At 36.6% G+C, this 14,443-nt stretch carries 9 protein-coding genes; 7 read left to right on the top strand and 2 right to left on the bottom strand.

All coding sequences use genetic code 11. The features are described from left to right. Window positions 1-19: 19 nt before the first annotated feature. Entirely contained in the window at window positions 20-793 is a 774-nt protein-coding gene (locus DDD_RS04335) for a THC0290_0291 family protein (RefSeq protein ID WP_015361546.1), read from the bottom strand. 234 nt (window positions 794-1,027) lie between these two features. Here DDD_RS04335 and gdhA point away from each other — a divergent pair, with 234 nt between their 5' ends. The 6 genes from gdhA to DDD_RS04305 all read left to right on the top strand — a co-directional run bounded on the left by gdhA (window position 1,028) and on the right by DDD_RS04305 (window position 9,588). Further along, window positions 1,028-2,371, top strand: coding sequence for an NADP-specific glutamate dehydrogenase (gene gdhA, locus DDD_RS04330; RefSeq protein WP_015361545.1), 1,344 nt, complete (start codon window positions 1,028-1,030; stop codon window positions 2,369-2,371). A gap of 153 nt (window positions 2,372-2,524) precedes the next feature. Next, the gene (porZ, locus tag DDD_RS04325; RefSeq protein ID WP_015361544.1) at window positions 2,525-4,810 is read left to right on the top strand and encodes a type IX secretion system anionic LPS delivery protein PorZ; all 2,286 of its coding nucleotides are present in this window, start codon (window positions 2,525-2,527) and stop codon (window positions 4,808-4,810) included. Further along, on the top strand, window positions 4,811-5,533 hold the full coding sequence (gene recO / locus DDD_RS04320) for a DNA repair protein RecO (protein ID WP_015361543.1): 723 nt from the start codon (window positions 4,811-4,813) through the stop codon (window positions 5,531-5,533). Beyond that, window positions 5,530-7,932 carry a TonB-dependent receptor gene (locus tag DDD_RS04315; protein WP_041566926.1) on the top strand — a complete coding sequence of 801 codons (2,403 nt, stop codon included), beginning with the start codon at window positions 5,530-5,532 and terminating at the stop codon, window positions 7,930-7,932. The genes recO and DDD_RS04315 overlap by 4 nt, the downstream gene beginning before the upstream one ends. Before the next feature lie 83 nt (window positions 7,933-8,015). After that, window positions 8,016-8,651, top strand: a complete 636-nt coding sequence (gene pdeM / locus DDD_RS04310; protein ID WP_015361541.1) for a ligase-associated DNA damage response endonuclease PdeM — start codon at window positions 8,016-8,018, stop codon at window positions 8,649-8,651. A 91-nt stretch (window positions 8,652-8,742) separates the two neighbouring features. Continuing rightward, window positions 8,743-9,588, top strand: coding sequence for a hypothetical protein (locus DDD_RS04305; RefSeq protein ID WP_015361540.1), 846 nt, complete (start codon window positions 8,743-8,745; stop codon window positions 9,586-9,588). An 18-nt stretch (window positions 9,589-9,606) separates the two neighbouring features. On the opposite strand, the gene DDD_RS04300 is transcribed toward DDD_RS04305, so the two are convergent. Next, the gene (locus tag DDD_RS04300; RefSeq protein WP_015361539.1) at window positions 9,607-10,944 is read right to left on the bottom strand and encodes a dihydrolipoyl dehydrogenase family protein; all 1,338 of its coding nucleotides are present in this window, start codon (window positions 10,942-10,944) and stop codon (window positions 9,607-9,609) included. 95 nt (window positions 10,945-11,039) lie between these two features. Here DDD_RS04300 and mfd point away from each other — a divergent pair, with 95 nt between their 5' ends. Continuing rightward, window positions 11,040-14,381 (top strand): transcription-repair coupling factor, encoded by a 3,342-nt coding sequence (gene mfd, locus DDD_RS04295; protein ID WP_015361538.1) that lies wholly within the window; start codon window positions 11,040-11,042, stop codon window positions 14,379-14,381. The last annotated feature ends 62 nt before the right edge of the window (window positions 14,382-14,443 follow it).

Below are 14,443 nucleotides of genomic sequence, written 5' to 3'. Positions count from 1 at the left end.
TATTAGATAAGTTTTAGAGCTATAGGTAGAAAATATAACCTACGTTGAACCACCAGATCCAATCATTTGCTCTATTATTAACATTGTTAGGACTCAAGCCATCTACAAGATTGCTTCCAGTGTAATAATGCCATTTTGATGATATCAAAATATCACTCATTGGGCCTACTTTATATCTTAAACCTACATCTCCTACTACTGCTATTGCACTACCTTGAGAAGTGTCGATACGGTCAATGAATGTAGGAAAAGTCGTTACAGGATTTCCCAGAGGACCTAAAGTACTCGTAGCTTCTGGTCTATAGCTTACATAATGCGCTCCTAAGCCCAAATAAGGGGCGATTTTTTTCCCTCCTGTTTGAAAATCCCTTATGCTCCATGGAAACCATTCTAGATGCGCTCCAGCTTCAAAGACATTTGCCTTTCCTTGCATGGATCTTAATTGTAAACCTCCTAAAGATGGTTTTTCAGCTTCAGGACCTAAGTGATTTAAAGTAGTGACATGATAAGAAATTTCACTTCTTATTTTAAAGTGATCATTCCAGTAAGTGTCTGCAGAGTAACAATCACAATCTGCTCGGTAAGCAAAGTTGATATAATGAACTAAACCTACTCCTATTCCCACGTTACCAGAATTTGTATCCCAGTCGTAACGTTCTCCATAATCACTTTGAAAAGCTACTGGACCTGTTATAAAACCTAATTCATGTGAGAAACCTAATTGAGCATTACTGAGGTTACTAGAAGCTAGCACTACAAGCAATATACTAATATATCTAAATGGATGCGTCATCAATATTAATCTAAGTGATTGCAACAAATATAACAAAATGTAATCCATACAACTATAATAATTATTTGATAATAAAATCAGTAATAGATGTACAGCATATTAATACCTTAAAATGTTGTTTAACAATTAGGTGGTAAGGCATAAAAAAATGGTAAAAAAAAAGAACCCTAACGCGATAATATTATATTTGCAACTTTAACGAAAACGTTTTCTTAAAGAAACAAATTACAGATAATGGAAAAAAACATCCAAAGTTTTATCGATTTGATAAAAAAGAAAAACCCTAATGAACCAGAATTCATTCAGGCAGTGGAAGAAGTAGCTGAAGCCGTTATACCTTTCATTGAAGAGAATAAAAAATATCAGTCTGACAAGCTTTTAGAAAGAATGGCAGAGCCAGAACGTGTAACAATGTTCCGAGTGCCATGGACAGATGATAATAATGAAGTTCATGTAAATAGAGGTTATCGTATTCAAATGAATAGTGCTATAGGTCCTTACAAAGGTGGCTTGAGATTTCATCCATCTGTAAACCTTAGTATCCTGAAGTTTCTTGCTTTTGAACAAGTTTTCAAAAACAGTCTAACTACATTACCTATGGGTGGTGGAAAAGGAGGATCTGATTTTGACCCAAAAGGGAAGTCAGATCGTGAAGTGATGCGTTTTTGTCAATCCTTTATGGTAGAATTACAACGTGTAATCGGAGCAGATACTGACGTGCCAGCTGGAGATATAGGAGTAGGAGGACGTGAAATAGGTTATCTATTCGGTTACTATAAAAAACTGAGAAATGAATTTACTGGTATTTTAACTGGTAAAGGTCGTTCTTACGGTGGTTCTTTAATCCGTCCAGAAGCAACAGGTTATGGAAACGTATACTTTGCTCAAAACATGTTAAAGACTAGAGGCGAGGAGATCAAAGGAAAAACTACAGTTATTTCTGGATCTGGAAATGTAGCTCAATATGCGGCCGAAAAGATTCTTCAATTAGGTGGTAAAGTAGTTACTATGTCAGATTCTGGCGGTTACATCTATGATGAAGAAGGAATCGATGCAGATAAACTTGCTTTTATCATGGATCTTAAAAACAATAGAAGAGGTCGTATTTCTGAGTACGTAGATCAATATTCTAATGCAACTTATCATGACGGTGAGCGTCCATGGTCTGTAAAATGTGATATCGCATTACCATGTGCTACTCAAAATGAATTGAACGGTGAGGAGGCAAAAACTCTTGTTTCAAACGGTTGTATTTGTGTAGGTGAAGGAGCAAACATGCCATGTACTCCAGAGGCAATAGAGCACTTTTTAGATAATAAGATCTTATTCTCTCCAGGAAAAGCCTCTAACGCTGGTGGTGTTGCAACTTCTGGTTTAGAAATGTCTCAAAATTCTATGCGTTACAGCTGGACTGCCGAAGAAGTGGATAGTAAGCTTCATAGTATTATGAACGATATTCACGAAGCATGTGTAGAATATGGAAAAGATGAAGATGGCTTTGTAGACTACGTGAAAGGAGCAAACATTGCAGGTTTTGTAAAAGTTGCAGACGCTATGCTGGCACAAGGAATTGTGTAGATCATAAATAATTATTTTTATTCCGCTTTCGCGAAAGCGGAAACCCAACAAACTAAAACCTCTGTAAAAGCTACAGAGGTTTTTTAATGGTTTAAATTAAGTTTATTTTTGCTTCTACTTATCATATATTAATGATGAGTACGTTCTATCGATATGAAAAAAGTAGTATTCTTTATTTTTTTAGCTTTTAATATAACTAGTGCGCAAGATTTTACTGATTCTTGGGAAGGGTTATTCTCGTTTACTACAATAGTAGATATTGATGAGTCTGCTACTGCAGTTTATGCAGCTAGTGAAAATGCAGTTTTTGTTTACGACTTAAGCTCTCGCACATTTACTACATTGACTACAGTAAATGGGCTGAGCGGTGACGAGATAAGCCAGATTCATTATAGTGAAGATAAATCATTGCTGGTAATAGGTTATGAAAACGGACTGCTACAAATAGTCGACCAAAATGGAGATGTTACCGATGTAGTCGCCATCAAAGACAAACAAGTAATTCCACCAGATAATAAGAAAGTAAATGAATTCTTAGAGAGTGGTGACCTGATTTATATTGCGACAGATTTTGGTATTGCTATTTATAATCTAGAAAGACTTGAGTTTGATGACACCTATTTTATAGGAAATAATGGAGAACAAGTTCCTGTTTCTTCTCTAGAAATATTTAATGGCTTCTTATACGCTGCGACACTTGATGCTTCTAATAATTTAAGAAGAGCACCCATTGCAGACCCATTTCTGATTGATTTTATGAATTGGCAACAAGTTAATCCAGATGTTTGGGATGAAGTAATAGCTTTTGATGCTGGGCTATTTGCTGTAACAGTAGGAGGATTTCTTGCCGAGTTTAATGGTACTACGTTTGCAAATAATATTACTCAATTTCCATCACGAGTACTGGACGCTTCTGCGACAAATGATTTTTTAGTCTTTACACTCAACAATCAGATTATCATTTATGACACTTCTTTGAGTCAGTTTTTAACTTTAATTAATGTCAATGGAGAATCATTTGAGTTTACACAAGCAATAGTAGTAGGTGATGACCTTTTTATAGGAACAGAAGTAAATGGAATGATACGAGTGAACCTACTTAATCAAACCGACTTTGAATTTATAGTAGCAGATGGTCCTTCTAGAAACGCTGCTTTTTCTATCCAGACGTTGCCCGAAGAATTGTGGGTTACTTATGGTTCTCACGATATTTTCTATACACCTGATAATGCCGCGTTAGGAATAAGTCATTTTGTTGAAGGAGGATGGATCAATTACACTAATGATGATATTGATGGATTGCTAAGTGTTCCAACCATAACTATAAATCCGGAAAACCCTACAGACTTAGTAGTTCATTCTATGAATAATGGATTGTTAGACTTTATTGATGGTGTGGCTAGCACTCGATATGGCATAAATAATAGTTCGCTTACTAGTATTTTGCCACCATCTACTTTTTTTGTTAGAATACCAGATGGAGAATACGATTCTCAAGGAAATTTATGGGTGATACAGCAGCAAGTAGACTTTGCTTTGAGTAGAAGAAACCCATCTGGAAACTGGACAGCATTTGATGTGGGTTCTGTGTTTGAAGAAGTTCCAAGTGGCTCAAGTACTACTAAGTTGGTTATTACAAACGACGATAAAATAATTTTTGGTTCTACAGATGGTGGACTTATAGGTTATGATCCAACTCTTGACCAATTTACTAGACTGACCGATGAGGTTTCAGAAGGTAATCTTATTAACCCTTATGTAAGTGCTTTGAGAATAGATCAGCGCAACCAGTTATGGATTGGTTCTAATTTAGGTTTAAGAGTATTATTTAACGTAAACAGTTTATTTTCTGATGAGATCCAAGATGCTCGTTCTATCATTATAGAAGACACTAATGGTATTCCTAGAGAATTGCTACAAGATGAGGCGGTACTTGATATAGAAATAGATGGAAATAATAATAAATGGGTTGCTACTGCAAGCTCTGGAGCTTTCTTGTTTTCACCTTCGGGAAGAGAGACTTTATTTCAGTTTACAACAGATAATTCACCATTACCTACTAATTCTGTAAATGATATTGCCATTGATGAAGAAACAGGAAAAGTTTATTTTGCCACAAACAAAGGTATAGTTGCATTTCAAGGAGAACGATCTAGCAAACCTCAAGAAAACCTTGAAAGTATAAGAGTTTTTCCTAATCCAGTACGACCAGGTTTTGATGGTAACGTCACAATAGATGGTTTAACAGAGCGAGCAAGAGTTAAAATTACCGATATAGAAGGAAACCTAGTTTATGAAGCCGTTTCCCAAGGAGGAAGTATTCCCTGGGATACTAGAAGCTTTTCTGGAAACAAAGTAGCTTCTGGCGTTTATCTGTTATTTATTTCGACGAGTGATAATATAGAAACAACTGTTTCTAAAGTGATGATCGTAAGGTAAATGCTTGTAAAGACGCCAGCAATAGTACTGTCCACTTTAAAGTATAGTGAGGCAGATCTCATCGCAAGATTATATACTAAAGAATTAGGAACCCAATCCTTTATTCTAAAAGGAATTCGTAAAACTCGAAAAGGTAAACTACGTATTTCGTTTTTTCAACCACTCACGCAATTGGTAATAGAAACCAATTATAAAGGAAAAGGATCACTTGAATATATAAAAGAAGCACAAGTAATTCATCCTTACGTTTATATACACACCAGTATTGTGAAGAGCAGTATCACAATGTTTTTTTCTGAAGTATTATCTCAAATACTTACCGAACAGCAACCAGACGAAGAGTTGTTTGAATATTTATCTTCAGTTTTTCAGTATCTGGATCAAGCCGAAGAAGTAGCTAATTTTTCTATTAAGATGTTGATTGATATGTCCATGTTTTTAGGTTTTCAACCTGATACATCGACCATGGAAAAACCTTATTTCAATTTACTCAATGGAAATTTTGATGACAACGGTTTGCAGCCACATCATTTGTCGATAACTGAAAGCAATTTGCTAAAACAGTTCCTAGGCACAGATTTTGATCAAATAAATCAAATAAAGATGCATCGAGAAGAGCGTAATGCCCTATTAAATTTGGTCATTGACTATTTTCAGATACATTTGCAAATCTTTAAAAAACCTCATTCGTTATCCATATTAAAGCAACTTTTCGACAAGTGAAATTAGTATTATTATTCTGTGTATTCTTAAGTTTTTTTGCAAACTCACAAACGGTTACCGTGTTGAATGAGGTGACAAAAGAGCCTTTGCCATCTGTTGCGGTATATAATAAAGATAAAAGTGTAAGTACCATCACTGATTTTGATGGAGTTGCTGATTTAAAAAAGTTTTCAAAAGGTGATCGCATTTATTTTCAAAGCATGGCATTTGAAACTTTTGCAATTAATAAAAGTGAGATCAAGAAAGTAGGGCAAGAAATCTTAATGAAACCAAGATCTGAAGAGATCAACCCTATTGTGATTTCGGCATCAAAATTTGAACAACGCAAGCAAGATATCCCGCAAAAGATAATATCACAAAGCGCCAAGGATGTTACAACAAATAATCCTCAAACCAGTGCAGACCTTTTGCAACAGTCTGGTCAGGTATATGTGCAAAAATCCCAACAAGGTGGTGGAAGTCCTTTAATAAGAGGTTTTTCAACTAATAGGCTATTAATTACAGTTGATGGCGTACGTATGAATAACGCCATTTTCAGAGGAGGGAATTTGCAAAACGTAATTTCTATAGATCCGTTGAGCATCTCTAGGACCGAAGTAATTTTAGGTCCAGGAAGTGTGGTTTATGGTAGCGATGCCATAGGTGGAGTGATGAATTTTTATACTAAAAAACCACAATTAGCTCAAGACTCTCTTGCCTTTACAGGTAATGCATTGATCAGGTATGCAACTGCAAACGATGAGAACACAGCACATCTCGATTTCAATTACGGGACATCTAAATTTGCCGCTGCAACCAGTATAACGATCAACTCATTTGGAGATTTAGTTATGGGATCTCATGGGCCTGAGGAATATCTACGCAATCAATATGTTGCTAGAATTAACGGTCGAGATGAGGTAATCAATAATCAGAATCCTGAAAGGCAAGTTTCAACTGGTTTTGACCAGATCAACCTACTTCAAAAGTTCAAATACCGACCTAATCAAAAGTGGGACTTTGATCTAGGTATCATTTATACTGCTACAAGCGATTTTGATAGATACGATATTTTAACTCGCTTGGATGATGATGGAAACCCTCGTAATGCAGAATGGTATTATGGACCACAAACATGGCTCATGGGAACGGCCAAAGCAACACACCGCGGTAATGGTAAATGGTACGATAAAATGATTATCTCTCAAGCTTTTCAGCAATTTGAAGAAAGTCGTAATGACAGATCATTTAGGGAACCGGAGCTTTTTCAAAATAAAGAGCAAGTAGATGTTTTTACTACCTCAGTAGACTTTGAAAGACGCAACAGAGAGAACAATGTCCTATTTTACGGTGCAGAGTTTTTTCATAATAGAGTTAATTCTGTAGGAAGCGTGTTTGATATAGAAACCGAGCAAAGAGCGCCAGCTCCTAGCAGGTATCCAGACAATTCCTCATGGCGATCTCTAGCTGCCTATGCAAATTACCAGTGGCGAGTAGACCCAAAATTAGTAATTCAATCTGGATTGCGTTACAATCATATATGGCTTGATGCACAATTTGACGATCAGTTTTATGACTTTCCATTTACAGATGCAAATTTGAGTACAGGAGCTTTAACTGGAGCTTTAGGAGCTACCTATTTGCCAGATGAGACTTGGGAACTTAGAGCAAACTTCAGCACCGCATTTAGAGCACCTAACATTGACGATAAAGGGAAATTATTTGATCCTAATCCAGGAACTGTTATTGTTCCTAATCCTAATCTCGAGTCTGAGTACTCTTATAATAGTGAGCTAGGCGTGAAAAAACGCATCGGCGACCGTTTCACCATAGACGTTGCGGGATATTACACTTATTTGAAAGATGCACTTGTCCCACGAGACTTTCAGCTTAATGGTCAAGACATGATTGTTTATCAAGGTGAGTTGAGTCAGGTGCAAGCCATTCAAAATGCCGAAACTGCTACCGTTTATGGCCTTGAAATAGGTGCGCAATACGAGTTTAACGACCAGTTTAGAATTTATGGTCACTACAACTGGCTCAATGGGGAACAAGAAGAAATGGATGGCTCTACCGTTCCAGTGCGTCACGTATCGCCTAATTTTGGAGATTTACATGCGGTATTTAAAAATGACAAATGGAATTTTGATGCGTTTTTAGTGTTTAATGGGCAATTTGATTTTGAAGATTTAGCTCCTAGCCAGCAGTCCAGACCATATTTATTTGCTCAAGATGAGAACGGCAATCCTTATTCACCGCGATGGTACACTTTCAACTTTAGGTCCAATTATAAAATCAACGATACACTCACCGCAGTTGCAATTGTAGAAAATATTACGGACCAGCGATACAGGACGTATTCTTCTGGAATAGCAGCAGCTGGACGTAATTTAATACTGTCATTGCAATATGCTTTTTAACGTTCTCGCTTTCGCGAAAGCGGTATTAAAACAAACCTCTCCACTCAAAACAGCCTAATTTAATTAAACAAACATCCTGCAAGTTGGCTTTAGAAATAAAACTCCAAGATCAAACCTTTCAATTGCACAGCAGTGGCGCGTGTTATTGGTTGGAGCAAGATGTGGTGCTTCTGGCCGATGTGCATCTGGGCAAAAGCGCTCATTTTAGGAGGCATGGAATGGCAGTACCATCACAGGCTGATGATCAAGAATTTGACAAGCTTAATCAGGTAATTGAAGAGTTTCAACCTTCCCGATTATGGTTTTTGGGCGACTTATTTCATTCTTATAAAAATGCAGAGTGGCACTTTTTTGAACAATGGTTGCGGTCTCAAGAAATAGAAATCGCACTTGTTATGGGAAATCATGATGTGATTTCTAGAGATTCCTTTGAACGATTAGGAATGAAAACCTATGACGCACTGCAAATGGGGAATTTATTTTTAACGCATCACCCAGAAGAGGTAGATGGAAAATTTAATATTGCTGGGCACGTTCATCCATCAGTAAAGTTGAAAGGTGCAGGTAGACAAAAAGTTAAGCTTTCTTGTTTCTTTTGTACAGAATATGGAATGATTCTGCCAGCATTTGGTGATTTTACTGGTACTTATTCCCTACAACCTAAAAAGGGAAATAGGATCTTTGTCATTGCAGATGATGAGGTCGTGGAGCTGAAATAAGCTCAGATACTTCATTCTTAATGATACAAAAATTGTCGTTAAATGAAATCTAATTATGTAGATTTAAAAGTGATACATTTATATTTGATCTATGTCTAAAAAAACTACCTCCATATTAAATTTAGTAAGTGTTATTATTCTTATCGCTTGGAATGGGTATGCCAACACTGGAAATTATAATGGTAAAAGTGTAGGTGAACTAAGTGCAGAATATGATAATTTATTCACGCCAGCCTCTTATGCATTTTCAATCTGGGGAATTATCTTTTTAATGTTAACTGTTTTTGGAATTTACGGCGTTTATGTAGCGTTTTCTAAAAAGCATCAAGAGGCAAAAAAGGATTATAGATCTGATTTTTTACTTACTACTAGTCCATGGTTTCTCGCTGCAAATATTTTTTGTGGTTTATGGGTTGCTTTATGGCTGGATGAGAATATTGCGGCATCGGTAGTCATGATGTTCGGGATTTTATTTTGCCTGTTGATATGTGTTAGACAGTTGGATATGGAAATTTGGGATGCACCGTTTCCTATAATTGCTTTTGTATGGTGGCCATTATGTTTGTACTCTGGATGGATAAGTGTTGCTACTATCGCAAATGTAGCCGCATGGCTTAATGGGACTTATGAGATAGCTGTAGAGACACAAGTTACTATTACTATAGTTATGATTACAGTAGCCTTTATTATCAATTCTTTAATGATATGGATGCGTAATATGCGAGAATTTGCGTTAGTTGGAGTATGGGCTCTGGTTGCTATTTATGTTCGATTTCAATCTTCTGTAGATATGATAGATGTTTCCTCAAGTTCATTAATAAGCTATACGGCGTTAGGTCTAGCAATCGCACTATTTATTCAAACTGGTATTCATGGATATAGAAACGTAAAAACTAATCCTGGTAAAAAGTTCATGGAATGGCGTGAATCAAAATGATTAAGTAGCTTGCTTTCATTACATACTCCTTAAATCATTACCCCAACTAGGATAATTAAATATAGTTTTTCTCAACTCTTTAAAAGTCATTCCTGCTTTCATGGCGATGGCAAACATATTAATTTGTTCGCTTGCTTCTGGACCAGCAATATGAGCTCCTAGAATTAAACCAGTTTTCTTATCAGTAATGATTTTATAAGCATAAAAAGAGGCGTTAATTCTTTGATTATTAAACCATTCACTGGCGTCTTTTTCAATTATTTCAAACTCTTTATGAAGTTCTTTTGCTTGAGCCTCTGTTAATCCTATACCTGAACATTGAGGTATGGTAAAAGCTGTACTTGGTATTGCTGGTATGTCTAGCTTGGTTTTCTCGCCCAATATATTTTTTGCAACGATGCTAGCTTCTATACCGCTTAAAGGTGTAAGCGGTAAATTCTTGCTGGATACATCACCGCAAGCATAAATATGAGGTTGTGTCGTGCTCTGTAAATATTCATTTACGACTACACCTCTTTTGTCGGTAAGAACACTTGCTTTCTCTAAGTTTAATGCTTCAATAGATGGCACTCGTCCTGCGGTATTAAAAACGCAATCTGTAGTAATTTGGTGCATTCCATCTTCTTTAGAATAATTAACTATAAATCTGCCTTCTTTTTCTTCTACACTAGATGCTTGAGCGTTTTTAATGATTTGAATCCCTAATTCTTTTGATGCTTTTTCTATAAAGTTTGCAGTAAATTCTTCAAATGGTCCTAAAACTTGATCTCCTTTTTCTATCAATGTTACTTTTGAACCAGCTCTTGCAAGCATTTGACCGAATTCCATCCCTATATAACCAGCACCTACAAAAACTACTTTCTCTGGTACATCTTTAAGAGTAAAGAAATCGTCTGAAGTAAGCATGAATTCTTCTCCAGGAATTCCCAGTGATAATGTTTGCATTCCAGTTGCAATCACAAAATGACTCGCTTGATATTTTTCACCTTCTAAGAGTACCGTGTTGGAATCAAGAAAGGTTGCCTCGCCATGAAGGCAAGTAATGCCGTTACTTTTTAGGTTATTTTCAGTGTTATCTGGTATATCACTTGTGTATCTTCCAGCATAATTAAGAGCAGCTCTCCAATCCAGTTCTACACTTCCAGAAATACCATCATTTTTCATGTTTTGAGCATGATCAAATGCTTCAACAGAAGATAAAATTAGCTTTTTAGGATCGCAACCACGTTGTGAGCAAGTACCGCCATATTCTCTGTTATCGATTATCGCAACGCTCTTACCAGCGTCTTTACAAGTATTTGCCACTAATTTGCCAGCCGTTCCAGTACCAAAAATAAAAACATCAAATTTCTTCATGACCTAAAGGTACTCGCTATAATTTTTCACTACTATTAAAGAATTCTCAATATTCTTGGTATGCCTTCTTCAGGACGTATCTTTGTGAAGATATTATGAGTTTTACTACTATTCTGAATAAATTTTCACAAGCTACACAAACGCAAAGCTTGCGAGAAGCTGTGTCCCCATCTCAAGGATCGACTACAGTTCAAGGACTTAACGGAAGTTCTATTTCCATAGTTTTAACAGCTGTTTTTAAAGATGCTGATAAGCCTTTCATGCTTATTTGTAATGATAAGGAAGAGGCCGCTTTTTATCTCAACGACTTAGAAAAAATGATAGGCGAGGAGAAAGTCCTCTTCTATCCAGGCAGTTACCGACGTCCTTATCAAATTGAAGAGACTGATAATGCAAACGTATTGCTGCGTGCTGAGGTTTTGAACCGCATCAACTCACGCAAGAAACCTGCGGTTATTGTTACCTATCCAGACGCTCTTTTTGAAAAAGTAGTAACGCGTAAAGAATTAGAAAAAAACACTCTTAAAATAAGGGTAGGCGATCAAATATCAATCGAGTTTGCAAATGAGGTGCTGTTTGAGTACAAATTTAAACGTGTTGATTTTGTAACTGAGCCAGGGGAATTTTCGTTGCGAGGTGGAATTTTAGACGTATTTTCCTTTTCAAATGATGAACCATATCGCATTGAATTTTTTGGAAATGAGATTGATTCCATACGTGTTTTTGATGTAGAAACTCAACTTTCAAAAGAACAGACGAAGAAAATTTCCATCATTCCAAATGTAGAAAACAAACAGTCTGATGAGGTACGAGAGAGCTTTTTAAAATACCTATCAAGCAAGACAGTGATCTTCTCGATGAATGTAGATTTATTATATGGTCGTGTGGATTCGCTTTTCGCGAAAGCGGAACAAGCATACAACCAGCTGCAAGGAGAAATACGCCAGTTAACGCCACAGGAGATATTTAGTGATAGTGCCTTGATCAAATCACAACTCAAAGAATACAACCACTTAGAATTCACAACGGCCAGCGGAATGATTGTTTATAAAACAGCACCGCAGCCATCTTTTAACAAACAGTTTGATTTACTGATTGAGAATTTAAAGGAAAACGAAGAAAGGGGTTATAAAAACTTGCTCTTTTGTAGTAGTGACCAGCAAGCAAAACGTTTTCACGATATCTTTGATGATATGAAGGCAAACGTGCAATACGATACGGTTGTCATGCCTTTATATCGAGGCTTCATAAGTCATGATTTAAAAGTAGTTTGTTATACCGATCATCAAATTTTTGACCGTTACCATAAGTTCAAATTAAAGAATGGTTATGCCAAAAAGCAGGCCATTACCTTAAAGGAACTGAATACCCTAGAAATAGGCGATTATGTTACACATATCGATCATGGAATAGGGAAATTCGGTGGGCTTCAAAAAATTGATGTCAACGGTAAAAAGCAAGAAGCAATTAAATTGATTTACGGTGAGCGTGATATTCTTTATGTTTCTATTCACTCGTTGCATAAGATTACTCGTTACAGCAGTAAAGATGGTAAAGCGCCTAAGGTTTATAAATTAGGTAGTCCAGCATGGAAAAAGCTCAAGGCAAAAACAAAGACTAAAGTCAAGCAAATCGCCTTTGACTTAATAAAATTATATGCAAAACGTCGTGCACAAAAAGGTTTTCAGTACGCTCCAGATGGGTATTTACAAAATGAGTTAGAGGCCAGTTTTATCTATGAAGACACTCCAGATCAAAGCACTGCGACTGAAGATGTAAAAAAGGATATGGAAAGCGATCGTCCTATGGATCGATTGGTTTGTGGTGACGTAGGATTTGGAAAAACTGAGGTAGCCATACGTGCCGCTTTTAAAGCAGCTGTGAATGGTAAGCAAGTCGCGGTTCTAGTTCCTACGACCATTCTAGCCTTTCAACACGCTAAGACTTTTAGAGAACGCCTTGCAGACCTTCCCGTGAAAGTGGATTACTTAAACCGATTTAGAACTGCAAAAGAACGAAAAGGGGTTCTTGCAGGACTAGAAGATGGTTCTATTGATATTGTGATAGGGACACATCAACTCGTTAGTAAATCCATCGTATTTAAAGATCTCGGATTACTTATTATTGATGAAGAACAAAAATTTGGCGTAGCAGTAAAGGACAAACTCAAAACACTTAAGGAAAATATAGATACACTTACACTTACGGCAACTCCTATACCTCGAACCTTGCAGTTTTCTCTCATGGCAGCACGAGATTTAAGTGTGATAAAAACGCCGCCACCTAATAGGCATCCGGTAGAGACTAAGGTAGTGCGTTTTAGTGAAGAAACCATACGTGATGCAGTCAGTTATGAAATCTCTCGCGGTGGTCAAGTATTCTTTGTCCACAATCGTATTGAAAATATTAAAGAAGTTGCTGGGATGATACAACGATCTGTTCCAGATGCAAAAATAGGTATCGGTCATGGGCAGTTAGACGGTAAAAAGTTGGAGGATTTAATGCTTGCTTTTATCAATGGAGAGTTTGATGTTTTAGTATCAACGACTATAATTGAAAGTGGTCTCGATGTACCTAATGCAAATACTATTTTTATCAATAATGCAAACAACTTCGGCTTATCAGATTTACACCAGATGCGTGGTAGAGTAGGACGTAGTAACAAAAAAGCATTTTGCTATTTCATCACGCCACCTTATGAAGTGATGACTGAAGATGCTCGCAAGCGTATTCAAGCTTTAGAAATGTTCTCAGAATTAGGTAGTGGTTTTAATATTGCTATGAAGGATCTGGAGATACGCGGTTCTGGAGATATTTTAGGAGGAGAACAAAGTGGTTTTATAAACGAAATAGGTTTTGATACCTATCAAAAGATCTTAAGTGAAGCAATTACGGAGCTTAAAGAAAACGAATTTGCAGACCTGTATGAAACTAATGAAAAAGAAAAGAAACATGTTACAGAGGTAACCATAGATTCTGATTTTGAATTGTTATTTCCAGACGATTATATCAATTCCATTACAGAGCGACTGGCTCTTTATGCCAAACTCAATGAAGTAGAAGATGAGAAAGGACTTGAAGTCTATAGAAATGAGTTAATAGATCGCTTTGGCGAGTTGCCAGAAGAGGCAGAGCAATTACTTACCAGTGTAAAAATTAAATGGATTGCGACTCGATTAGGTTTGGAGAAAATTGTCATGAAGCAAGGTAAGTTTATAGGGTATTTTGTTTCAGATCAACAAAGTGGTTTTTACCAGAGCGAGTCTTTTGGAAAGGTTTTAAAAGCGGTTCAAAATAATCCGAAGATTTTGCGCATGAAAGAAAAGCAAACTCGTTCAGGTCTACGTTTGCTTCTCACGGTAGAAAACGTGCGTAATGTAGATCGTGTGTATCAAATTTTAAACGCCATTATGCCAGCTGCACAAGAGGTAAGTTAGTAAGTAATACAGTTTATTTATATTATGATTTACGGTACAATTCTCGCTTTCGCGAAAGCGAG

It is taken from the genome of Nonlabens dokdonensis DSW-6 (assembly GCF_000332115.1).
Classification (GTDB): domain Bacteria; phylum Bacteroidota; class Bacteroidia; order Flavobacteriales; family Flavobacteriaceae; genus Nonlabens; species Nonlabens dokdonensis.
The sequence above is the reverse complement of the archived record's forward strand: the minus strand, read 5'-3'. Positions and strand labels throughout refer to the sequence as shown.